Genomic DNA, 23,366 nt, shown 5'->3' on the forward strand with positions numbered 1-23,366 from the left:
CTCGGTCAGTGATCCGTTGGACGCGAGGCCTCGGGGGCGTGCGTACAGGGGATCGGCGTCGGCTTGGCGTCACAGAGTGCGAACAGATCCAGGGTGTGGATCCCGAGGGCCGTCCACGCCTCACCCGTGGTCGTGTAGACGATGTCGTCGACGCAGGCGGCCTGCTGGTCCACGAACATGGTCATGCCGGCGGGGAGGAGAAGGGGGGCGACCAGGTCGGCCGCGTAGTCGGTGACCTCGTTGACCAGGTCGGCCGGGGCGGGACGCACCTCCGACACGCCGAGGGCGGCGGCGATGACCTCCGGAGTGGGCCGGGCACCCGCCGTGACGATCACCGCGATGAGGTGGTGACCCTCGGTGTACGGACGGTTCGGTTCGTACGGGAGATACACGCGCGTGCACAGGCAACGGAACGGCGGCAGTCCGAGCACCTCTGGAAGATCGTCCGCGCCGCTGATGTGCTTCGGCAGGCGTACGATCTCGTGTGCCGTCTGGCGCTCGAGCAAGAGCCGATGGATGGAGAGTGCGTCCTTCATCGTGGTCTCCGTGCCTTGTTCAGGCAATTTACCCGGATTTCGTGGCATTAGCGGATCACGGAAGTGGTGATTCGCGTTTTGCCCGCCACGTGCGAGGACCTACTCTCGATTGCCGTGCCGAACGACCACGACGTGACCACCGACCACCAGGCAGCAGTCAGCGCACTGCTACGGCGTGTGACGCCCCTCGCCGACGAGATCGGCGGGCGTTTCGCCGCCGCGGGCCACGAACTCGCCCTCGTCGGCGGTCCCGTACGCGACGCCCTCCTCGGCCGCCCGGTGAACGACCTCGACTTCGCCACCGACGCCCACCCGGACCGCGTCCTGGAGATCGTCAAGGGCTGGGCGGACGCCGTCTGGACGATCGGCATCGAGTACGGCACGATCGGGCTGCGCAAGGGCGATCTTCAGCTCGAGATCACCACGTACCGGAGCGAGTCGTACGACCGCGACTCGCGCAAGCCCGAGGTGACCTACGGCACCTCCCTCGAAGGCGACCTCGCCCGCCGCGACTTCGCGGTCAACGCCATGGCGGCTCGCCTGCCCGGCCACGAGTTCGTGGACCCCTTCGGCGGCCTGCGCGACCTGAAGCTCAAGGTCATCCGGACCCCCGGGCGGCCCGAGGACTCCTTCGGCGACGACCCGCTGCGGATGCTGCGCGCCGCGAGGTTCGCCGCACAGCTCGGATTCAGCGTCTCCCCCGACACCGTCGCCGCCATGACGGCCATGGCCGACCGCATCGAGATCGTGTCCGCCGAGCGGATCCGCGACGAACTGTCCAAGCTGCTGCTCGGCGCGCACCCCCGCGCCGGCATCGCGCTGCTCGTCGACACCGGCCTGGCCGACCGGGTGCTGCCCGAGGTCCCGAAGCTCAAACTGGAGATCGACGAGCACCACCGGCACAAGGACGTCTACGAGCACTCGCTGATCGTCCTCGAGCAGGCGATCGCCCAGGAAGAGGACGGCCCGGACCTCATCCTGCGGCTGGCCGCCCTGCTGCACGACATCGGCAAGCCGAAGACCCGCTCCTTCGTCGACGGCGGCCGCGTGACCTTCCACCACCACGAGGTCGTGGGCGCGTCGATGACCAAGAGCCGCCTCACCGCGCTGCGGTACCCCAAGGACGTCGTCTCCGACGTCTCCCGCCTCGTCGAGCTGCACCTGCGTTTCCACGGGTACGGCACGGGCGAGTGGACCGACGCGGCGGTGCGCCGCTACGTCCGCGACGCCGGGCATCTGCTGTCCCGCCTCCACAAGCTCACCCGCGCCGACTGCACGACCCGCAACCGGCGCAAGGCCGCCGCGCTGGCCCGCACGTACGACCAGCTCGAGGAGCGGATCGCCCGGCTCCAGCAGGAGGAGGAGCTCGCCAAGATCCGCCCCGAGCTGGACGGCAACGAGATCCAGCAGATCCTCGGCATCAAGCCCGGCCCGGCGGTCGGCAAGGCGTACAAGTTCCTGCTCGACGTGCGCCTGGACCGCGGCCCGATCGGCAAGGAGGCCGCCACCGAGGCACTCCGCGAGTGGGCACGCGAGCAGGAGCTGGGTTAGGGGGCCGAGCCGGCCCCCTTTGGGGCTGATCCGGGATGCCATGATGACGCATGGCCTCTGAGGACCTGCTCGCGTTCGACCGGGAGCACATCTGGCACCCGTACGCCCCGATGCCCGCGAGCACGCCGGTGCACCCCGTGGTGTCGGCCACGGGCGTACGCCTGACGCTCGCCGACGGCCGGGAGCTGATCGACGGGATGTCGTCGTGGTGGGCGGCGATCCACGGGTACGCCCACCCCGTCCTCGACGCGGCCGTCACCCGTCAGCTCGGCGCGATGGCCCACGTGATGTTCGGCGGGCTCACCCACCCCACCGCCGTCCGCCTCGCCGAGCTGCTGATCGACGCCACGCCGGAGCCGCTCACGAAGGTCTTCTTCGCCGACTCCGGATCGGTCTCGGTCGAGGTCGCGATCAAGATGGCCCTGCAGTACTGGCGGTCGCGCGGCCGTACGGACAAGACCCGGCTGTTCACCGTCCGCGGCGGGTACCACGGCGACACGTTCGGCGCGATGGCGGTCTGTGATCCGGTGGGCGGCATGCACCACCTGTTCACCGACCTGCTGCCCGATCACGTCTTCGCGTCGGCGCCCCCGGCGGCGTACGACCCGGCGTTCGCCGCCGACGTCGAACGCCTCGTCGCCGCCCACGCCCACGAGCTGGCCGCCATCATCGTCGAGCCGGTGGTCCAAGGGGCCGGCGGCATGCGGTTCTACGACCCGGCGTACGTGCGTCTGCTGCGCGACCTCGCCGACGAGCACGACGTGCTGCTGATCCTCGACGAGATCGCCACCGGGTTCGGCCGGACCGGCGCCCTGTTCGCCTGCGAGCACGCCGGGGTGAGCCCGGACATCATGTGCGTCGGCAAGGCGCTGACCGGCGGCTACCTGACACTGGCCGCGACCCTCTGCACCGACCGGGTGGCCCGGGGGATCAGCGAGGGCGAGGCCGGCGTGCTCATGCACGGCCCGACGTACATGGCCAACCCGCTCGCGTGCGCGGTCGCCACCGCCTCCCTCGAACTCCTGCGCGAGCGTGACTGGCAGGCCGAGGTCACCGGGATCGAGAAGCTGCTCACGACCGGCCTCGAACCCGCCCGCGACCTGCCCGGAGTCGCCGACGTACGGGTGCTGGGCGCGATCGGCGTGATCGAGCTGACCGACCCGGTGGACGTCGCCGCCGTCCAGGACACCGTCATGGCCCACGGCGTGTGGCTGCGCCCGTTCCGCAACCTGATCTACACGATGCCGCCGTACGTGACGGCCGAGGCCGACCTGGCGCGCGTCACGACCGCTATGGTCGCCGCCGCCCGCCGGCACGCCGCGACCGGCTGACTCGCGGGACAGAACTCGCATAGCGGCGCGGGGTCCGATGCGTCTCAGGGGTGACGCACTTCGGAGGTGACGATGGTCGTCGCAGACCACGCGGTTTTCCGGGGAGCCGAGGCGGGCTTCCCCGCCGAGGCGGCCGAGAGCAGATGGATGCGGATGCTCGAGGCCCTTCGCCAGAACGTGGCGCTCATCCTCGGACCGGAACGGCCCCTGCACGACGGGGATGATTCACACGGTCTCAACCGCGACGAGGATTCCGATGAGCTGTGGTGACGGCGTACGTGGCCATGGTCATGCGGTGGGCCGGGATCGATTACTCGTACGGGGACGCATAGTCGCGCGGGTCCGCAGGCGTCTCAGGGGGCCGATGACCTTCGGAGGTGACGATGGATGCCGCTGCTGAGCGACATTTCCGGGAGTTCGTGGTGGCGCGGTCGCCGGCGCTGATGCGCCTTGCCTTTCTGCTGACCGGGGGCGACCAGCAGTCGGCCGAGGACCTGCTGCAGATCGCGCTCGCCAAGACGGTGGCACGGTGGCGCACCGTCGACGACCCGGACGCCTATGTGCGGCGCGTCATGTACCACCAGCAGGTGAGCTGGTGGCGGCTCAAATGGCGGTCGCGCGAGACCCAGGTCGCCGTCCCGCCGGAGCGGTCCCACGAGGACGACACCTCGGCGGTGGAGCTGAAGATCACCGTACGCCGGGCGCTGGCCAGGCTGACGCCCAAACAGCGGGCCGTCCTCGTGTTGCGTTTCTTCGAGGACCTGCCGGAGTCGGAGGTCGCCAAGATTCTCGACTGCAGCGTCGGCACGGTGCGCAGCACCACCCACCGGTCCCTCGCCCGCCTGCGCGAAATCTCCCCCGAACTCGCCACGCTGAAGAACATCACGGAGGTTCGACCGTGAAACTGGAGACGCTCGTCCGGCGGTCACTCGACGAATGGTCCGCCGAGGCCCGGGTGCCCACCGGCCTGGCCGACCGGGCACTGCGCCGCAGAACCCGACGGCGGATCCGCGGCATCGCCCTCGTCGCGGGGACGGCGGCCGCCGTCGCGGCGACGACCTTCACGGTCGACCTCGGAACCCGGTCCGCCACGCCCCCGGCGACACGCCCCACGCCCATGGACACCTCGCTGCACACGGACCCGGCGCACTCGCCGCCACAGCGCTTCGTCGCGGCGGGCCAGACGGCGATCTCCGCGTACTCCGTCCAGCGGCAGTCGTCGATCGGCGGGAAGACGGTGTTCCAGGCCACGTGGTACCTCTACAGTCCCGCGACGGGCGGCTATCAGAAGACGCCGTGGGCGAACCTCGACGTGGCACCCGGCCTCCGGCAGGCCGCCGTCCTCGAAGGCCCACTGCCGGCCGCCCGGGTCGGCCTGGTGGACCTGAAGACGCAGAAGGTCACCCGCTGGATCAGGCTGGAACACCGGGCCGGCGGCCTGGCCTGGTCGCCGGACGGCACACGGCTGCTCGTGACCACCTACGACCACTCCCCGGACGTGCCCACAGGCCCGAGGACGAGTTCGCGAACCGGCTACTACCTGGTCAACGTCGCGTCCGGCAAGGCCTCGTTCCACACCCTCCCGACGGCCACGGACAACTTCAACGCCAGGCAGGACCTCGGCTGGAGCCGGAACGGGAGACTGCTGTGGGCGCCTACGGACACGACTCCGACCAGGAGGTTCTACGACCTGAGCGGCAGGCCGCAGCCCGCGCCGCCACACGAGGACCAGACCTACGTCGATGAGGCGGGACTGTCCCCGAACGGTCGCTACCTCTCACGGGGAAACCCGAACGTCCGCCCTGGCGGAACGAATCCGCTCGGTCCCGCCACAGCGGTCGAGGACGTCACGACGTCGAAGCAGGTCGGCGTCCAACCGGTCGAACAGCTTCGCGCCTGGGCGGACGACACCCATCTGATCGCGGTCGCGTGCGACGTCAAGAAGTGCACCGGGAAGGGAGAGTTCCACAATCGGTACGTCCTGGTCAGCGTCGACGGCAAGAGCGTCATACCGCTCACCGGCTACCAGAACAGCGAAGCGCCCGGTGCCTGGAACCCGCTCTTCACCCACCGCTGAGGCCGACCACCGTCGGTCGTACGGGCGCGCTCATGAGGCCAGGTCACTACCGGCGGTGGCAACCCTCGGCGCGTTTTTCATGGACAGCCAGTAGATGATCGCGGACAGTACGTAGCCGGTGCCGATGAGGGCGAGGACGCCGTAGGACTTGCCGTTCGCGGGGAGCAGGGCGGCGGCGACGGCGAAGCCGGCGACGTACAGGCCGTTGAAGAGCATGTCGTAGATGGAGAAGACGCGGCCCCGGAAGGCGTCGGCGATGGAGGTCTGCACGATCGTGTCCACGCAGAGCTTCACGCCCTGGGAGGCGAGCCCGAGCACGAAGGCGCCCAGGATGAACGGCAGTGGCGAGAACGGCGCCGCGAGGATCATCTCGGCGACGCCGGCGAACGCCAGTTGCATCGCGATCCAGGCCTCCTTGCGGATCCGCCCCGTGACGGCCGGGGTGATCACGGCGGCGAGGAAGTAGCCGATGCCCGAGACGACGAGGACGACGGCGAACCCGCCGAGTCCGGCCTCCGCGCTGCTCGAGAAGTAGTTCCGGAACAGCAGCACCGTCATGATGGTCGCGATGCCGTAGAGGAAGCGGTGGGCGCCGATCGCGCCGAGCGCGGCGGCGGCCGGGCGCCGGTCCCGTACGTGCCGGGCGCCGTCGAGCAGGCCGTGCAGCACCCGGCCGAGCGCCTCGCGGGTGTCGGTCCGCAGTTCGCTCTGGTCCGGGCCGAGCCGGTCGCGGCCCATGCGGGTGGCGACGAGCGCGGTGGCGACGTAGAGGACGGCGGCGCCGAAGAGGACACCGGCGGTGCCGCCCTGACCGGCGCCGAACAGCACCCGCAGGACGTACCCCACTCCGGCGCCGGCGAAGGTCATCATCGTCCCGGAGGTCACCGACACGGCGTTGGCGGTGATGAGCTCGGCCGCTCCGACCACGCGGGGCAGCGCCGCCGACAGCGCGGACAGGAAGAACCGGTTGACGGCGAACACGATCAGCGCCGCGAGGAAGAACGGCAGGCCGTCATCGCCGCGCATCAGCAGCAGCGCGGTCGCCGCCACGGCGACGGCGCGGATGAGCGGGGCGTGGACGAGGATCTGGCGGCGCCGCCACCGGTCGATGAAGACGCCGGCGAACGGGCCGAGCACGGAGTAGGGCAGCAGTAGCACCGCGGCGGTGGCGGCGGCCTCGGTGGCACTGGCCTGTTGTTCCGGGGAGAACAGGACGTAGCCGGCGAGGCCTACCTGGAACACGCCGTCGGAGAGTTGCGAGATCACGCGGGTCGTGAACAGGCGGCGGAAGTCCTGACCCCGGATGACCAGGCGCAGGTCGGCGGCGTAGGACACCGCCCAAGACTAAGGCAGCGAAACGGCCGGTCGTCCCCCGAGGGGACGACCGGCCGTTCCGGTGCTGGTTCGACGCGGCCGCTACTCGAGACGGACGCGCGGGTCGAGGAAGGAGTAGACGATGTCGACGACGATGTTCGCGAGGACCACGAAGAACGACGCGATCAGCACGACCGCCATGATCACCGGCAGGTCGCCGGTGGTCAGCGAGCGCACGGTCAGCTGGCCGATGCCCTGCAGGCCGAACACCGTCTCGGTGACGAGCGTGCCGCCGATCAGGACGCCGACGTCCACGCCGAACTGGGTGAGCACCGGGGTCAGCGCGGACCGCAGGCCGTGCCGGTAGATCACCCTGTTCTCCGGGAGGCCCTTCGCCCGCGCGGTGCGGATGTAGTCCTCACCGAGCACGTCGAGCAGCGAGCCTCGGGTCAGCCGGGTGTAGATCGCCGACTGCAGGAGCGCGAGCGTCAGCCACGGCAGCACCAGGTGCTGGAACCAGCTGACCGGGTTCTGCTGGATCGGGACGTAGCCCGAGGCCGGGAAGATTTGGATCTTGTTGGCGAACAGGAACGCCAGCGTCAGCGCGACGACGAACGCGGGCATCGAGATGCCGACGAGGACCGCCGCGGTGATGCCGCGGTCGAGCAGCGTCCGCGCCCTGGTCGCACTGAGCACCCCGGTGACGACGCCGGTGACGAGCCAGATGACCGCGGCACCGAGGATCAAGGACAGGCTGGCGGGCAGCGCGCTCTTGATCATGTCGTTGACCGGGCTCTGGGTGACGAAGGACTGCCCCAGGTCACCCTTCAGCAGGCGCGTCAGGAAGCGCCAGTACTGCACGGTCAGCGGCTTGTCGAGGCTGAGCTTGTGGCGCACCAGGGCGAGCGTGTCCGCCGTCGCCGACTTGCCGGCGAAGCGGGCGGCCGGGTCCTTCGAGGTGGCGAAGAACAGCAGGAAGACGCCCAGGGTGACGATCCACAGCACCACGACACCGAAGGCGATCCGCCGGATCAGGAAACGAAGCATGTCGGTGTCCCTTACTTCTTCTTCTTTTTCCGGCCGGCCTTCTGGGCCGCGAAGAGACGCTCGGAGCGCGGGTCCATGGCGTCGCGCACGGCGTCGCCGAGGATGTTGAACGCCAGCGTCGTGATCAGCAGGAAGGCGGCGGGCACGAACAGCGTCCACCAGGCGACCTGGTACGTCTCCGTGGCGTCGGCGAGCATGTTGCCCCAGCTCGGCGTACGGGGGTCGATGCCGGCTCCCAGGAACGAGAGCGTCGCCTCGAAGACGATCGCGACCGGGATCGTCATCGTGGCCAGCACGATCAGCGGAGCGAGCAGGTTCGGGATCACGTCGATGAAGATGATCCGCATGTTGCTCGCGCCGAGAGATCGTGCCGCCTCGACGAACTCCCGCTGTTTGATCGAGATGACCTGGCCGCGCACGATCCGGCCGATGGAGGCCCACGAGAAGAAGGTGATGACGAAGATCGTCAGCGGCGTGCTGGCCCCGAACGCCGCCGCCAGCGCGATGGCGAACAGCAGGTACGGGAACGACAGCGTCACGTCCATGAAGCGGGCCAGGACCGTGTCGACGACACCGCCGAAGTAGCCCGCCACCGAGCCGACGACGACACCGAGGATGGTGGCCGCGGCGGTGGAGACCAGGCCGACGATGAGCGAGATGCGCGCGCCGTACACGGCCCGGACGAGCAGGTCGCGCCCGAGACGGTCGGTGCCGAGCGGGTGATGCCCGTTGGGACTGACCGGCAGGCCGTCCACGGTGACGCCGAGTTTCCGGTCGCCGAACGCGGGGGCGTATCCGATCCACTTGGAGATCACCGGGGCGATCAACGCCATGACGACGAGCAGGACGATGACCACGAGGGATATCATCGCCGCCTTGTCGCGGCGTAGTCGTGCCCAGGCGAGCTGCCACGGGCTACGGCCCTGGATGGGCCCGGCCGCCGCTACTTCTCCCGCGGCCGGAAGCGAGGCGTCGGCTTCGAGATCGGTGAGGCTCATTGTCGTCTCGCCTATGCACTCGGGAGCGTGGGCTCGGTGGACAGCTGCTCGATCCCCGCGCTCTCACGGGCGAGGTGCTCCCCGGCCTCGACCGGGAAGTGGCACGCGGTGAGGTGATCGGCGGGATCGCCCTGACGCGTGATGAGCTCGGGGACCTCCCCGACGCACGTCTCCTGCGCCTTGGGGCAGCGCGGGTGGAACCGGCAGCCGGACGGCGGCTTGATCGGCGAGGGGACGTCGCCGATGAGGACGATGCGGTCCCGCCGCTCGGCGGCGTCCGGGTCGGCGATCGACGCGGCCGACAGCAGCGCGTTGGTGTACGGGTGCCGGGGGCGTTCGTACAGCTCCTCGCCGTCCGCCTCCTCGCCGATCTTGCCGAGGTACATCACGGCGACCCGGTTGGACACGTAACGGACCACCGACAGGTCATGGGCGATGAAGATGTACGTGAGGCCGAGCTCGTCCTGCAGGTCCTTCAGCAGGTTGATGACCTGCGCCTGGATCGACACGTCGAGCGCCGAGACCGGCTCGTCGCAGACGATGAGCTTGGGCTTGAGCGCGAGGGCCCGTGCGACGCCGATGCGCTGCCGCTGCCCACCGGAGAACTCCGCGGGGAACCGGTTGTAGTGCTCGGGGTTGAGACCCACGAGCTCCATCAGCTCCTGCACCCGCCGCTTCCGCTCGGCGCCGGAGGCGGTGCCGTGGATGTCGAACGGGTCACCGATGATCGAACCGACCCGGCGGCGAGGGTTCAGCGAGCCGTACGGGTCCTGGAAGATCATCTGCACGTCGCGCCGGAACGCCTTGCTCGGCGACTTGCCGATGTCCTGGCCCTCGAAGAGGATGCGCCCCTTCGTGATCGGGTGCAGCCCGGTGATGCAGCGGGCCAGCGTTGACTTGCCGCAGCCGCTCTCACCGACGATGCCCAGCGTCTCCCCGCGGCGTACCTCCAGGTCGACGCCGTCGACCGCGTGTACGCGGCCGACCTCCTTCTTGAAGAAGATCCCCTGCTTGATGGGGAAGTGCTTGTAGACGCCTTCGAGCTTGACGAGGGCGTCACCGCTCTGGCTCACTGTGCCTCCACGCCCTGGGTGGTGATGTTGGACGCCGTGGTACGTCCCGTCGCGACGGCCTGCCGGCGAAGCTCCTCGGCCTCGGGCTTCAGCCCCGTGGCCTCGGCGGGCAGCCAGCACGCGGACCGGTGGTTCGGGTCGGTGCCGCCGTCCGCGTCGAGTACCGGCCTCAGCTGCGGCTCATCCGTGACGCACCGGTCCATGATGTACGCGCAGCGAGGGTGGAACGTGCAGCCCGTCGGGAGGTTGATGAGGGATGGCGGCTGGCCCGGAATCGGCTTGAGCCGGTCCTTCGCCCCGCTGGAGCCGGGGATCGACTCGAGCAGGCCCTTGGTGTAAGGGTGGTGCGGCCGGTAGTAGAGGGTGCGCCGATCGGCGTACTCCACGGGCTTTCCGCCGTACATCACCAGCACGTCGTCGGCGAGGTCGGCGATCACCCCCAGGTCGTGCGTGATCATGATCAGCGCGCTGTCGAACTCCCGCTGCAGGCGCAGCATGAGGTCGAGGATCTGCGCCTGGACGGTCGCGTCCAGCGCGGTCGTCGGCTCGTCGGCGACGATCAGCTTGGGGTTCAGCGCGAGCGCCATCGCGATCATCGCGCGCTGCCGCATACCGCCGGAGAACTGGTGCGGGAAGTCGTCCACCCGCTGGTCCGGCTGAGGGATGCCGACCATGCCGAGGAGCTCGACCGCCCGCTTGCGGGCCTGTGCCTTCGAGACCTCGGGCTCGTGCTGGCGGATCATTTCGACGATCTGCCGGCCCACCTTGTACAGCGGGTGAAGACTGGAAAGCGGATCCTGGAAGATCATCGCGATCTCCTTGCCGCGGATCCGCCGGAGCTGCTCATCGCTCATGGTCAAAAGATCTTGACCTTCGAACAGAGCCTGTCCTTCGATCCGTGCGCCGGCCGCGAGCCCGAGGAGCGTCTGGGTGGACACGCTTTTACCTGAGCCGGACTCGCCGACGATGCCGAGGGTTTGCCCCCGGTCAACACTGAACGACACCCCACGGACGGCTTTGACCACTCCGTCGGAGGTATCGAAGGAGACCTTTAGGTCATGGACCTCGAGAAGGCTCATGTCCTCCCCTTCGAGAACTGGTTAGAGAGCAGAGCCACAGCATGTTTACCTGATGAGAACGGTCTCGGCGACATCGACCGAGGCCAGGATGCCAGGCGATCTGCGCGGGGATGTGCATGTGACGCGGCCGGGCACCGGAATCCGGGGCCCGGCCGCGTCGCGTGGCAGTGGCGGGGGTCAGCTACTGCTGAGCCACAGGTTCGTGTAGTCGAACTGCTGCGCGATCGGGAGCCAGGTGGCGCCCTTGACCTTCGAGGAGTGGTACCACGGGGTCTTCTGCGCCATGAAGGGCACGATCGCCGCGTCCTTCATGATCTGCTGGTCGGCCTGGTGCCAGAAGCCTGCGGCCTCGTCCACGGTCTTGGCCTCGAGCGCCTTGTCGATCAGGCCGTTGGTGACCGAGCTGTCGTAACCACCGTAGTTGGAGGTGCCGTCGGCCCAGTTGCGACCGTCGAACAGCGGCGAGATGACCGCACGCCCGTTGTTACCGAACCAGTCCGGCACCCAGCCGGGAGCCGCGACGTCCCACTTGCCGGCGAGGGTGTTGTCGGTCTTCTGCAGGAACTGCGAGTAGAAGTCCGCCTGCGGCACCGGCACACCCGTGACGGTGATGCCGCACGCCTGGAGGTCCTGCGCGTAGCTCTGGAAGATCGCCGGGTGGTTACCCGCCTGCCGGTACGCGGCCTTGATCTTGAGGCCGTTCGGGTAGCCGGCCTCCGACAGCATCTGCTTGCACTTCTGCGCGTCGCCCTGGCTGCCGTTGGTCGGGTACAGGTTGTAGTCCTGGTAGCCGATGCTGTCCGGCGGGATCACGGTGTTCAGCGGCGTGTTGTACTTCGGACCGCCGTAGACCTTCGCCAGCGCGACCTTGTTGATCGCGTACTCGATGGCCTGCCGAACCTTGAGGTTCTGCATGGCCTTCTTCTCGTTCGGGCTCTTCAGGTTGAAGACCAGGTACGGGTTCGAGATGGGCGGGCCGTTGACCGTCAGGTTCGGGTCGTTCTTCGTGGCCAGGCGGCCGAGCGCGGACGCCGGCACCGGCTGGTCGAGCGAGATGTCGGACGAGCCGCCCTCGAGCTGCTGCTGAACCGCCTCGGGCGAGCCCTGGCCCTCGGTGACCTGGATCCGGTCCACCCACTGGTTGCGCAGCGGGTCGGTGTCCTTCTTCCAGTTCGGGTTCTTGTCCATGATGATGGACTTGTTCGGGTCGTACGAGGTGATCTGGTACGGCCCGGCCGAGACGAGGTGCTTGAACTGGTCGGTGCTGCCCGGCACGTACTGGTAGTACTCGACCGGCACCGCCGACGCGAACGTCATGGCCAGCAGGCTGATGAAGTCAGAGGCGGGCTTCGTCAGCTCGAACTGGATCGTGTAGTTGTCCAGCGCCTTGACGCCCGAGATCTCGTGACCGTTCTCGTAGTCCGCGATCCCCTTGGGGTCCTGCTGGAGCTTCTTGTTCTTCAGGAAGGGGTCGCAGTAGGACTGCATCCCCTTGATGTTCGGCACGTAGTAGTTCGGCGCGCCGACCGGCGAAGCCGGGTTGCACATGTGCTTGAACGCGCGGACGAAGTCCCCAGCCACCATCTCGCGCGGCGTGCTGGTGTTCCACATGACGCCGTGCCGCAGCTGGATCTTGTAGGTCAGGCCGTCCTTGCTGATCCCACCGTTCTCCGCCGTCGGCATCGACGCGGCGACGTCGGGCACCGGGGTCGAAGCCGTCTTCGGGTCCTTAGACGCCGGGTATGCGAAGAGCTGCCGTGAATAGGCACGCTGGAGGGCGCTCGACGTGGTGCTGTAGGCGCTCGTCGGGTCCAGGTTGTCCTGGCCGCCGGCGCCGACGATTCTGAGTGTGCCCCCCTTCTTCGGCTTGCCATCGTCCGAACCGCTGCTGCCGCCCGAACCCCCGCCGCAAGCGGCGAGGGCCAGGGCAAGAGTGCCGATCGCGGCGGCAGCTGTCAGCCCTGACTTCCTGCCAATCATGTACGCCCTCCATCCGGCCGATACGGCCGTCTTGCATCGCGTTGAGATGCACCAGGTCATGGCGCGTCCAAGGTGGAAGAACACCGTGAGTTACGGCTTCTGTCCAGCTCAGCCCGGTAACGAGTGGTACCAGTTACTCAACCGTTGAGATCACGCAATAAGCTTGTTATTGCTGATGAGCCGACTGTGAGACGAACAGTGCTCTGCGTGTTCGCGGAGTTGAACGGCACGGCGGTGGGTGTCCCCGCCCGACTCTGCGCACGGCGCCTTCTTTCCCCTGTCACACGGTGAGCCCTGCCCGGCCCCGTCGGCCGCGGTCCGAGCTCCGACGCGGTCGGTGTCCGGCCGTGGTCCAGCGTATGGGCACAGGTCAGGTGGCCGGTACCCGGGGTTACGCCCTGTTCTGCCGAAACGGCCGCCGAACATGCGCAGGGCCCGTACACCGCGTGGTGTACGGGCCCTGCGCTGCTACTCGTATGACGTTCCGTCAGTGCTTACCGCTCGACCTCGCCGCGGATGAACGCCTCGACGGCGTCGCGGGCCTGGTCGTCGCTGTACTGGACCGGCGGGGACTTCATGAAGTAGGAGCTCGCCGACAGGATCGGACCGCCGATGCCGCGGTCCTTGGCGATCTTCGCGGCGCGGACCGCGTCGATGATGACGCCCGCGGAGTTCGGGGAGTCCCAGACCTCGAGCTTGTACTCGAGGTTCAGCGGGGTGTCACCGAAGGACTTGCCCTCCAGCCGGACGTAGGCCCACTTGCGGTCGTCGAGCCACGGCACGTGGTCGGACGGGCCGATGTGCACGTCGGCCTTTGCCATCTCGTGCGGGATCTGCGAGGTGACCGACTGGGTCTTGGAGATCTTCTTCGACTGGAGGCGCTTGCGCTCCAGCATGTTCATGAAGTCCATGTTGCCGCCGAAGTTGAGCTGGTACGTGCGCAGCAGCTCGACCCCGCGGTCCTCGAACAGCTTGGCCATCACGCGGTGGGTGATGGTGGCGCCGACCTGGGACTTGATGTCGTCACCGACGATCGGGATCCCCGCGTCGGTGAACTTCTGGGCCCACTCCGGGTTGCTGGCGATGAAGACCGGCAGCGCGTTCACGAAGGCCACGCCGGCGTCGAGGCAGCACTGCGCGTAGAAGCGGTCCGCCTCCTCCGAGCCCACCGGCAGGTAGGACACGAGCACGTCGGCCTGGGTGTCCTTGAGGATCTGGACGACGTCGACCGGCTTCTCGTCGGACTCGTCGACGATCTCGCGGTAGTACTCGCCGAGACCGTCGAAGGTGTGACCGCGCTGCACCGTGATGCCGGACGGCGGCACGTCGCAGATCTTGATCGTGTTGTTCTCGCTGGCGACGATCGCTTCGGACAGGTCACGGCCGACCTTCTTGGCGTCGACGTCGAAGGCGGCGACGAACTCCAGGTCGCCGACGTGGTAGTCGCCGAACTGAACGTGCATCAGACCAGGGACTCGAGTCTCGGGCGAGGCGTCCTTGTAGTACTCGACTCCCTGGACGAGCGAGCTCGCGCAGTTGCCGACACCGACGATGGCTACGCGCACTGAACCCATCCGGATGCTCCTTTGCTCTCTTTGCGGGGGGACGCCTGGCGCCCTCAGCCGTTGCTCTCATCTGCTTGCTGTGCGCGCTCGCGCCCGATCAGCTCGTTGAGCCACCGGACTTCGCGCTCGACCGACTCCAACCCGTGCTGCTGGAGCTCGAGCGTGTAGTTGTCGACACGCTCCCTCGTACGGGCCAGCGCGGCCCGTACGCTCTCCAGTCGCTCCTCGAGCCGGCTGCGCCGACCCTCGAGGATCCGCAGCCGTACGTCGGCGCGGGTCTGGGCGAAGAAGGCGAAATGCACTCCGAACCCCTCGTCCTCCCAGGACGCCGGGCCGGCCTCGGACAGGAGCTCCTGAAGGCGCTCCTTACCTTCGGCCGTGAGCTTGTAGACGATCTTCGAGCGCCGGGTGCCTCCCGGACGTGCCGCGACGGGCTCCTCGTCGTCCTCCATGATCAGCCCCTGCTCGAGCAGAGCCTTGAGACAGGGGTAGAGGGTGCCGTATGAGAACGCGCGGAACATGCCGAGCAGGGTGTTCAGCCGCTTGCGCAGCTCGTACCCGTGCATGGGGGACTCGTGAAGCAGCCCGAGCACGGCGAGTTCCAGCACGCCGGCCTTGCTTCTCATGGTCCCTCCAACTCGACCGCTCGATTCGATGTATCGCTCGAATGTATCGACTCGATACATCAGGACGATACGTGGCCCAGGGGAGGCTTGCAAGCGCGGGGTCCGGCGAAGGGCCGGAAGGGGGCCGTGTTCGGGCAAGACGCACGTTCGGTGCCTGGAATGTCACGGATCGGGGATTGCGGGCCGTCGTAGTCTGCTGACATGTGGTCCCAGCGACTGGTCGTCGACTACGGGCTCGCCCGGCGGGCCACGCTGGCCGAGCTGTCATCCGGCGGCCTGACCGTCGCGGACGCCTGCGACGCACACCCCTATCTCCTGCGCGCGGCGAAGTATCACGGCGAGCCCACCGATCGGGCCTGTCCCGTCTGCCGGAAGGAGCGGCTGACCCACGTCACGTACGTGTACGGCGACGAGCTGGGCCGGTACGCGGGACGCGTCAAGGCGACGGACGAGCTCCAGGAGATGGCCCGGGAATTCGGTGAATTTCGGGTCTATGTGGTTGAAGTATGTCAAGGTTGTGCCTGGAACTATCTGACGCTGTCCTACGTCCTTGGGCACGGAGACACAGCTCCCGACCAGGGACAAAGCGTCCGAGAGTAGCCACGCGACCACAGTCGCGTGCCCGGCAGGCGGTCCCCGCTCACTTGCCTACGCAGTACTGTCGGACGGATTGAAAAAGCCGTACCCCAGTGAACGAGGTCGCGTGAGTTACAGCAGCGATTACGGGCCAGAGTACGGTCGATCGGGGTCTGCTGGACCTGCCCCGACCCGGCCGCAGCCGCAGGTTGGTGGGTCTAACCTTCCCGCACTCCCCACGGGCACACGCCCCGGCGGCCCCAGCCGACCGGGCGGGCCCGGTGGTCCTGGCGGACCTGGAGGATCAGGCGGTGGTGGCGGCCCGGGCCGCCGGCGTCCTGGGGGCGGTGGAGACGGCACGCGCCGCGGCAAGAAGGCCAAGAAGCTCGGTTGGCGCCGCCTTCTGTCGTGGAAGCTGTGGCTCGCCGTATTCGGCATCGGCACGCTCGCGATGATCTGCGGGGTGGGTGTCGCCTACGCGATGACACCGGTGCCCAAGGTGAACAGCTCCACCTTGGATCAGGGTACGACGATCTATTACAGCGACGGGAAGACCGTACTCGGCGTGATGGGCACCTCGCGCCGGATCGTCCCGCTCGGCCAGATGTCGCCGAACATCCGCAACGCGGTGCTCGCCGCAGAGGATCGGAAGTTCTACCACGAGGCGGCCATCTCCCCGACGGGCATCGGCCGCGCGGTGATCAACAACCTCTCCGGCGGTGACACGCAGGGCGGCTCGACGATCACGCAGCAGTACGTGAAGAACGCCTACCTGAACCAGGAGCGCACCTTCACGCGAAAGTTCAAAGAGCTGTTCGTCTCGATCAAGATCGGTAAGCAGAAGTCCAAGGACCAGATCCTTCAGGACTACCTCAACACGATCTGGTTCGGTCACGGCGCGAACGGTATCGAGGCGGCGGCCAAGGTGTACTACAACACCAAGGCCCAGAATCTGACGGTCCCCCAGGCGGCGATGCTGGCCGCCAACGTCAAGTGGCCGGGGCACTACGACCCGAGCGACAAGGGGCCGGCGTACCAGGCGACGGTCGACCGGTACAACTGGGTGCTCGACGGCGAGGTCAAGATGGGAGTGCTCCCCCAGGCCGAGGCCGCCAAGTACATGAACCACCCGCCGAAGTTCAAGATTCAGAAGACCACGAGCGGCGGCGGCGACAAACAGAAGGAATACCTGCTGGAGCGAGTGCGGCAGGCGCTGGTCTCCATGGGCCTCGACCAGGCCAAGATCGAGACCGGTGGCCTGAAGGTCTTCACGAGTTGGGATCCGAAGCTTCAGGCCAAAGCCGCGGCCGCGGTGCAGCAGAGGCTTACGGGGATGCCGAGCGACACGCGCGTCGGCCTCGTCACCATCGACGCGAAGACCGGTGAGATCAAGGCGGCGTACGGCGGCAAGGACTTCACCAAACGGAAGGTGGACGACGCCTACTACTCCAGGGCACAGGTCGGCTCCTCGTTCAAGCCGTTCGTCCTCGCGACCGCGCTCAAACAGGGCATCAGCCTCAAGACCACGATGGACGCGGCCGCGCCCGCCTATATCAACACCGACGGCGATCGCGTCTCTCCCACGGATCCGAGCGGCCACAAGTTCACCAACGACGAGGGGAACACCAACAAGATCGTCGACCTGGTCGAGGCTACGGCCGAGTCCTACAACACGGTGTACGTGCCACTCGGATACAAGGCGAAATGGCAGAACGTCCTCCAGACCGCCGAGGACTCCGGCCTTCCCAAGGAGGCGCTGCAGCGCGGACACCCAGGTGAGGGTGGTTTCTTCCTGGGCCAGTCGGACATGCGCCCGCTCGACCTGGCCGGCGGATACGCCACGCTCGCCAACGACGGGAAGTTCATCACTCCGCACAGCATCCGCCGGATCGAGGACTCTCACCACAACGTGGTCAAAAAGCCGACGATCGCCAAGACGACGGCGTTCGAGCCGGACATCGCCCACGACGTCCAGTTCGCCATGCAGGCCGTGGTCAAGCGCGGTACCGGCAAGAACGCCCAGCTCGGCAATCACGAGGTGGCCGGCAAGACCGGAACGACCAACGACAACGTGTCCGCGTGGTTCTCGGGGTTCACCCCGCCGACCACGGGTTCCAACCCGGTGCAGTACGTGACCTCGGTCGGTATGTGGCGGTACGACGACGCGGTCACGCATGGAAAGCACAAGCGGCGCGCTGGTTTCGGCAAGCTGCAGAACGTCGGCGGACATGGCCACATCAACGGTGGTGACCTGCCCGCTCAGATCTGGCACGACTACATGAGCCAGGCGCTGGAGGGCAAGACGACCGGGTCGTTCCCGCCGCCGGCGTACGTCGGCGAGAACAAGATGTTCGCCACGCCGTCGCCGACCGCGACGACGCCGACGCCGTCGACGACGCCGACGTGTCAGCCAGACCAGATCCCCGAGATCGACCACTGCAAGCCGGGCAAGACGCAGGATCCGGGCGGCCCGCCCAACCCGAGGTTCTGCAAGCACCACCCGACGGACCCGAGGTGCATCGGGCAGGGGAGCCACAGCCCGACGCCCGACCCCACTGATACCTGCAAGAAGTTCATCGGCTGCCCGTCGCAGCCGGCCGGTCCCGGCAACCCGCAGAGCAACGAGGTGCAAGGGCGGGCGGCGCGGCCCTTCAGGGAATAGCCTGCAGTCATGCCGGAGTCACAACTGATCGATGGGGCCGGGGGAGCAGCGAGCTCTCCCGGCCCCGCCGGTGTCCGTACGGGATTCCGGCAGGTGCTGCCCCTGCTCGTGTCCACGACCGCCGTCGTGTCCGTCCTGGGCTATCTGCAGAAGCTGCCGTGCAAGCAGGTGGGCTTCGACTTCATCCCGACGGTGCGCAACGCCTGCTACACCGACGTCTACCCGCTGTACTTCGGGCGGGGGCTGGCCGACGGGAAGATCCCGTACCTGGACAAGATCCCCGAGCCGGTGGAGTATCCGGTGCTCACGGGCGGTCTCATGCAGGCCGCGGCGACGCCGGCGCGCTGGCTGGGCGGCGATGCCGTCATCTCGCGCGGCATGTGGTTCTTCAACCTGACCGCCGTGGCGCTCGTCCTCTGCGCGGTCGTCACCGTGCTGGCGACGGCGCTGGTGGCCGGGGGTCAGGGTCGCCGTGCCGGGTTGATGGTCGCGGCGTCGCCCGCGCTGCTGCTCACGGCGTACATCAACTGGGACCTGCTCGCCGTCGCGCTGACCGCGCTGGCGCTGGCGGCCTGGGCGCGGCGTCGCCCGGGGCTCGCAGGCGGCCTGCTCGGCCTCGCCGTCGCGGCGAAGTTCTATCCCCTGATCCTGCTCGGCCCGTTCTTCCTGCTCTGCCTGCGTGCGGGGAAGTGGCGGGAGTTCGGCCGGTTGCTCGCCGGCACGGTCGTCGCGTGGCTGGTCGTGAACGTCCCGATCATGCTGGCGGCCTGGGACAGCTGGAGCCGGTTCTACACGTTCAACCAGAAACGCCCGGTCGACTGGGGCTCGATCTTCTTCTTCGCCGAGCGCAAGGGCCTGTCGTCCGTCGATGACATACCGACCCTCAACCTGATGGGTGAGGTCGGGTTCGTCGTCCTCGCCCTGGCCATCGCGTTCCTCGTGCTGTTCGCCCCGCGCCGTCCCCGGCTGCCGCAGGTGCTGTTCCTGGTGCTCGCGGCGTTCCTGCTCACCAACAAGGTCTGGTCGCCGCAGTACGTCCTGTGGCTGCTGCCGCTGGTCGTGCTGGCCCGGCCGAAACTCCCCGCCTTCCTGCTCTGGCAGGCAGGAGAGATCATCTACTTCTTCGGCATCTGGTGGTACCTCATGGCCGGAGCGAAGGAGCATCCCGGCGTGGGGCTGTCCGCCACCCTGTCCGCGGTCTTCTCCGGGCACGCCCCGGCGGCGGGCATCAGCGACGGCGTCTACTACATCGCGCTGCTGGCCCGTTTTCTGACGGTCCTGCTGCTGGCGGCCCTCGTCGTGGTCGACATCCTCGTGCCCCGGCTCGACGTCGTCCGTGCCAACGGCGCGGACGACCCGGCCGGTGGCGTCCTGGACGACGCCGAGGACCGCTTCGCGCTGCGGCGCCGTACGGCGATGCGACCCGCCTGACCGATGGATCAGGCGGAGCGTCCGCGCGGAATCGGCGCGGCGCGGCTTCTTCATGGCGACCGTCTCGCCCTGCGCGCCTGGGTCGGCACGCGGATCGCCGTGCTGGTGATCTCGTTCCTCGCCTCGGCCCTGTGGCCGCACGGTGACCTGCGCGACTCCTTCCTCGATCGCTGGACCCAGTGGGACGTCGACCACTTCGTCGAGATCGCCCGGTACGGCTACGGCGGCGATCCCGGGCACCCGAAGGATCCCGGACTGCCGGCGTTCTTTCCCGGTCTGCCGCTCGTGCTGCGGGGGGTCCACCTGGTCGTTCCGGACTGGCGGCTGGCGGCGCTGCTGATCAGTTTCGTGGCCGGCGCGGTGGCGATGGTCGCGCTGGCCCGGCTCGGCGACGAGTTCATGGAGAGCGGGCGCCCGGCGGGCGGTGCCCACGCGGGTCGCCGCGGGAGGCTGTGGGCGCACGCGGGTTCGGGACCGGTGGGGCCGTTGGCGGTGTTCGCGCTGCTCGTCAGTCCGTACGCCGTGTTCCTGTTCGCCGGCTACTCCGAGAGTCTCTTCCTGGCGTTCGCGCTGCCGGCGTGGCTGCTGGCCCGACGGCGCCGGTGGGCGGCCGCCACGCTCTGCGCGGCGGGCGCGACCTGCGTACGGGTGACCGGGCTGTTCCTCGCCGTCGCGCTGATCGTGGAGTTCGTCACCGCGGACCGGCGATGGCGGTCGGCGCCGTGGCTCGCCGTGCCGTTCGTCCCGGTGGTGGGCTACACGCTGTACCTGTGGAGACGCACCGGCGACTGGTCGGCGTGGCAGCACGCGCAGCAGGCCGGGCTGGGGACGTTCGACGGTGTGGCCGTGGACCTCCTTCCACACCACCTGGCAGGCGGCCTTCGGCACGCACGACCAGTTCACGACGGCGTTCCGGGTGGAGTTGATCGCGGCCGCCGTGGGCGTCGCGCTGACCGGGTGGCTGCTGGTCCGGCGCCGGTGGGCGGAGGGCGTGTACGTCGGACTGCAGCTCGCCTCGCTGCTGACCTCGGCGTACTACCTGTCGATCGGCCGGGCGACGCTGCTGTGGTGGCCGTTGTGGCTGGCGGCCGGCCGATGCCGGCGCCCGGTGTACATCGTGTTGATCATCGTCTTCGTGCCGCTGATGACCGCCGAGGTGGTGGCGTTCACCTCAGGAGGGTGGGCCGGGTGACGGCGGACGGGGCGTTCGGGGGATCATCGAAGAGAGAACACCGAGCGCTGGGACCGCCGAGCCTTCCGAACGGGTGATTCATGATCGCGGAGCTGCTGGCCGGACACCGGGAGCCGGGTGTGTACACCTGGCCCGTCGACCGCAAGGAGGCCTCCCGGGGCGCCACCGAGGCCGAACGCGCCGGGTGGCGGGCCTTCTGGCTCGACGGCCACGGCGTCCACGACAAGCGGACGCTGCTGGAGCGATGCGCCGAGGAGTTCGTCCTGCCCTCGTACTTCGGCCACAACTGGGACGCCCTGCAGGACAGCCTCACCGACCTGTCCTGGGTTCCGGCGAACACCGGCTACCTGGTGCTGTACGACCGCTGGCGGGAACTGGCCGACGCCGACCCCGCGGCCCACCAGACCCTGCTGGACATCTTCACCAGCGCGGTCGAGCACTGGCGGCGGACGCCGACCCCGATGGCGGTCCTTCTCCTGGTCACCGAGGAGGACCGGGAGCACGCCCCCGTGGGGCTCCCGGACGCCTGAATCGCCCGGCCGTTTTCCACAGCCTGTGGACGGCCGGTCGGCGTCCGTACGTAAGGGCCCCCGCACGGCCGCTTCGTACGGCCGGACATGCGCGCATCGGTCCCGGCGGGTCGCCGGCGCCGAGCCCTTCGCCGGCCGTGTCGCCGGTCAGGGAGAGTCGCGCGCCAGCTGGTTATCCACAGGTTGTGGATCTCGAGTCCTCGCCGGGAGGCGCACTCGGGATCACCGTCCGACGCTGTCGCGGACACTGCTGCGGATCAGCGCCAAGGTCGTCGGCGAGCGTGGCACCATGACGGTCCTCAACCCCTTCCTGCCGCACGCCTTCCACCGGCTGAAAGTCACCGTCGACGGCCGGACACGGCGCGAGAAGGTCGCCGGCGACGCGACGTACACCGCTCAGCTCCGGGCGTTCGCCGCGGCCTCCGGCGGGGACCCGGCCGCCAACCTCACCCCACCGGAGGACGCGATCGTCACCATGGGGCTGATCGACGACATCTATCGCGCGGGCGGTCTCGCCCCACGCGGTGCGGCCCCGCCGCCCGGCGGACAGGCCTCCTAGAGAGCGCCTGATCGCGTCTCGTCCTGGAAGCCGGGGCCCTTCTCCCCGCACCGGGAGAAGGGCGTCTGAGTGCTCGGCGGCGGTCAGGCCTGCGCGTTCTTGATCACTTCCGCGACGCTGGTGAAGCCGTCGGCACCGTGGCCTGCGGCCTCCGCGCGGGCGAACAGCTCCTTGAGGGCGGCCGGCATCGTGGTGTCGACGCCCGCGTCGCGGAGAGCCTGCACCACGTGCCCGGCGCCGACCACCTGCATGTGGAGGTTGTTCTGCCCACCCGGGTACTCACCCGTCTCCAACTGCTGGGTGACGATGCGCAGGAAGCCCATCGGCCCGTCGGCGGCCAGGTCGCCGAACATGGCGGCGACGTACGGGCGCAGCGCTTCGGCCTTCACCCCCGCCGTCCGCAGCAGCGCGGCGGAGTGGATGTAGCTCGTCAGGCTGGTCCAGAACACGAGGAGCATGGCCTGGTAGTAGAGCATGGCCAGGCCGGGGTCGCCGCCGGTGTACTCGATGGTCCCCAGCACCTCCAGGGTCGCCCGGTGAGCGTCGAGGGCGCCGTCGGGGCCGCTGTAGAAGGCGTACGAGCCCGGCTTCCCGATCCCGGGCGGCGGCACCATGATGCCCGCGGTGACGAGTTCGGCGCCGCGCTCGGCCGCCCACCGGCTCGCCCTCCGCAGTTCGTCCGGTGTGTCGGAGCTGAGGTTGACCAGCACCCGGCCGCGCAGAGCGTCGTCCGCCGCGCCGAGGGCGTCGTACATGGCGGCGTAGTCGACCAGGCTGATCACGACCAGGTCGCCGGCTGCGACCGCGTCGGCGGGCGAGGCCGCCAGGGCCGCTCCCCTGGCGACGAGCGCGTCGGCCTTGCCGGTCGTACGGTTCCACACCGTCGTCGGGTGACCGGCGGCGAGGAAGGCCTCGGCCATCGCCGAGCCCATGGCGCCCAGGCCGATGACGGTGACGTGTTCACGCGTGCTCACGGTGTTCCTCTCATCAGGGGGTGTACGGACCCACGATCGGCCGACACGCCACGGGTTCCCTACGGGCCGGCCACGGGCCGCACTCCGCGACCGCCCGACGCCCGTACGGTGCGAGAGCCGGGGCGAGTGGGGCCGCACGCCGCGATCGGGCGGTGCGCGGGGTGAGGCGCGAGCGGAGGACGCACCCTGCGGCCGGGCGGTGGTCCGTACGGGGCGAGGGCTAGCGGGCCCCGCGATAGGGGCGGTGGCTCGTGCGGTGCGGGAG

At 68.7% G+C, this 23,366-nt stretch carries 21 protein-coding genes; 11 read left to right on the forward strand and 10 right to left on the reverse strand.

The annotated features are described in order from the left end of the window. Positions 1 to 5 precede the first annotated feature (5 nt). Complete coding sequence (locus ACYVF7_RS00200; protein WP_460332932.1) at positions 6 to 536, reverse strand: aminoacyl-tRNA deacylase; 531 nt, start codon at positions 534 to 536, stop codon at positions 6 to 8. A 114-nt stretch (positions 537 to 650) separates the two neighbouring features. On the opposite strand from ACYVF7_RS00200, the gene ACYVF7_RS00205 reads away from it, so the two are divergent. The 5 genes from ACYVF7_RS00205 (at position 651) to ACYVF7_RS00225 (ending at position 5,495) form a co-directional block, all read left to right on the forward strand. Continuing rightward, entirely contained in the window at positions 651 to 2,087 is a 1,437-nt protein-coding gene (locus ACYVF7_RS00205; RefSeq protein ID WP_460332935.1) for a CCA tRNA nucleotidyltransferase, read from the forward strand. A 50-nt stretch (positions 2,088 to 2,137) separates the two neighbouring features. Then, the gene (gene bioA, locus ACYVF7_RS00210; protein WP_460332937.1) at positions 2,138 to 3,418 is read left to right on the forward strand and encodes an adenosylmethionine--8-amino-7-oxononanoate transaminase; all 1,281 of its coding nucleotides are present in this window, start codon (positions 2,138 to 2,140) and stop codon (positions 3,416 to 3,418) included. A 72-nt stretch (positions 3,419 to 3,490) separates the two neighbouring features. Then, positions 3,491 to 3,688, forward strand: a complete 198-nt coding sequence (locus ACYVF7_RS00215; protein WP_460332940.1) for a hypothetical protein — start codon at positions 3,491 to 3,493, stop codon at positions 3,686 to 3,688. 113 nt (positions 3,689 to 3,801) lie between these two features. Then, a complete protein-coding gene (locus tag ACYVF7_RS00220; protein ID WP_460332943.1) occupies positions 3,802 to 4,320 on the forward strand; it encodes a SigE family RNA polymerase sigma factor in 519 nt (172 codons plus the stop codon). Further along, the gene (locus ACYVF7_RS00225) at positions 4,317 to 5,495 is read left to right on the forward strand and encodes a WD40 repeat domain-containing protein (RefSeq protein ID WP_460332946.1); all 1,179 of its coding nucleotides are present in this window, start codon (positions 4,317 to 4,319) and stop codon (positions 5,493 to 5,495) included. Before ACYVF7_RS00220 ends, ACYVF7_RS00225 begins: the two co-directional genes overlap by 4 nt. A gap of 30 nt (positions 5,496 to 5,525) precedes the next feature. Here ACYVF7_RS00225 and ACYVF7_RS00230 read toward each other — a convergent pair whose 3' ends face one another. The 8 genes from ACYVF7_RS00230 to ACYVF7_RS00265 all read right to left on the reverse strand — a co-directional run bounded on the left by ACYVF7_RS00230 (position 5,526) and on the right by ACYVF7_RS00265 (position 15,177). Beyond that, complete coding sequence (locus tag ACYVF7_RS00230) at positions 5,526 to 6,830, reverse strand: MFS transporter (RefSeq protein ID WP_460332948.1); 1,305 nt, start codon at positions 6,828 to 6,830, stop codon at positions 5,526 to 5,528. Positions 6,831 to 6,911: 81 nt separating this feature from the next. Beyond that, positions 6,912 to 7,856, reverse strand: a complete 945-nt coding sequence (locus ACYVF7_RS00235; RefSeq protein ID WP_460332951.1) for an ABC transporter permease — start codon at positions 7,854 to 7,856, stop codon at positions 6,912 to 6,914. Between the two features lie 11 nt (positions 7,857 to 7,867). Beyond that, entirely contained in the window at positions 7,868 to 8,854 is a 987-nt protein-coding gene (locus ACYVF7_RS00240; protein ID WP_460332954.1) for an ABC transporter permease, read from the reverse strand. An 11-nt stretch (positions 8,855 to 8,865) separates the two neighbouring features. Then, complete coding sequence (locus ACYVF7_RS00245; RefSeq protein WP_460332957.1) at positions 8,866 to 9,927, reverse strand: ABC transporter ATP-binding protein; 1,062 nt, start codon at positions 9,925 to 9,927, stop codon at positions 8,866 to 8,868. Beyond that, positions 9,924 to 11,006 carry an ABC transporter ATP-binding protein gene (locus tag ACYVF7_RS00250; RefSeq protein WP_460332960.1) on the reverse strand — a complete coding sequence of 361 codons (1,083 nt, stop codon included), beginning with the start codon at positions 11,004 to 11,006 and terminating at the stop codon, positions 9,924 to 9,926. The genes ACYVF7_RS00245 and ACYVF7_RS00250 overlap by 4 nt, the downstream gene beginning before the upstream one ends. 177 nt (positions 11,007 to 11,183) lie before the next feature. Beyond that, complete coding sequence (locus ACYVF7_RS00255; RefSeq protein WP_460332963.1) at positions 11,184 to 12,986, reverse strand: ABC transporter substrate-binding protein; 1,803 nt, start codon at positions 12,984 to 12,986, stop codon at positions 11,184 to 11,186. Between the two features lie 494 nt (positions 12,987 to 13,480). Then, a complete protein-coding gene (locus ACYVF7_RS00260) occupies positions 13,481 to 14,560 on the reverse strand; it encodes an inositol-3-phosphate synthase (RefSeq protein WP_460332966.1) in 1,080 nt (359 codons plus the stop codon). Positions 14,561 to 14,604: 44 nt separating this feature from the next. Beyond that, positions 14,605 to 15,177 (reverse strand): PadR family transcriptional regulator, encoded by a 573-nt coding sequence (locus ACYVF7_RS00265; RefSeq protein WP_460332969.1) that lies wholly within the window; start codon positions 15,175 to 15,177, stop codon positions 14,605 to 14,607. A 201-nt stretch (positions 15,178 to 15,378) separates the two neighbouring features. Between ACYVF7_RS00265 and ACYVF7_RS00270 the strand changes: the two genes are divergently transcribed. The 6 genes from ACYVF7_RS00270 to ACYVF7_RS00295 all read left to right on the forward strand — a co-directional run bounded on the left by ACYVF7_RS00270 (position 15,379) and on the right by ACYVF7_RS00295 (position 22,127). Beyond that, positions 15,379 to 15,777: a DUF5318 family protein gene (locus ACYVF7_RS00270; protein WP_460332972.1), complete on the forward strand. Its 399-nt coding sequence runs from the start codon at positions 15,379 to 15,381 to the stop codon at positions 15,775 to 15,777. Positions 15,778 to 16,216: 439 nt separating this feature from the next. After that, a complete protein-coding gene (locus ACYVF7_RS00275; RefSeq protein ID WP_460332974.1) occupies positions 16,217 to 18,415 on the forward strand; it encodes a transglycosylase domain-containing protein in 2,199 nt (732 codons plus the stop codon). Positions 18,416 to 18,424: 9 nt separating this feature from the next. Continuing rightward, the gene (locus ACYVF7_RS00280; protein ID WP_460332976.1) at positions 18,425 to 19,846 is read left to right on the forward strand and encodes a glycosyltransferase family 87 protein; all 1,422 of its coding nucleotides are present in this window, start codon (positions 18,425 to 18,427) and stop codon (positions 19,844 to 19,846) included. Between the two features lie 3 nt (positions 19,847 to 19,849). Beyond that, entirely contained in the window at positions 19,850 to 21,115 is a 1,266-nt protein-coding gene (locus tag ACYVF7_RS00285; protein ID WP_460332978.1) for a hypothetical protein, read from the forward strand. Positions 21,116 to 21,118: 3 nt separating this feature from the next. Then, a complete protein-coding gene (locus ACYVF7_RS00290; RefSeq protein WP_460332981.1) occupies positions 21,119 to 21,568 on the forward strand; it encodes a barstar family protein in 450 nt (149 codons plus the stop codon). A gap of 289 nt (positions 21,569 to 21,857) precedes the next feature. Further along, on the forward strand, positions 21,858 to 22,127 hold the full coding sequence (locus tag ACYVF7_RS00295) for a hypothetical protein (protein WP_460332984.1): 270 nt from the start codon (positions 21,858 to 21,860) through the stop codon (positions 22,125 to 22,127). Between the two features lie 83 nt (positions 22,128 to 22,210). Here ACYVF7_RS00295 and ACYVF7_RS00300 read toward each other — a convergent pair whose 3' ends face one another. Next, positions 22,211 to 23,101, reverse strand: a complete 891-nt coding sequence (locus ACYVF7_RS00300; RefSeq protein ID WP_460332987.1) for an NAD(P)-dependent oxidoreductase — start codon at positions 23,099 to 23,101, stop codon at positions 22,211 to 22,213. Positions 23,102 to 23,366: the final 265 nt, after the last annotated feature.

Source organism: Actinoallomurus acanthiterrae (assembly GCF_054775715.1).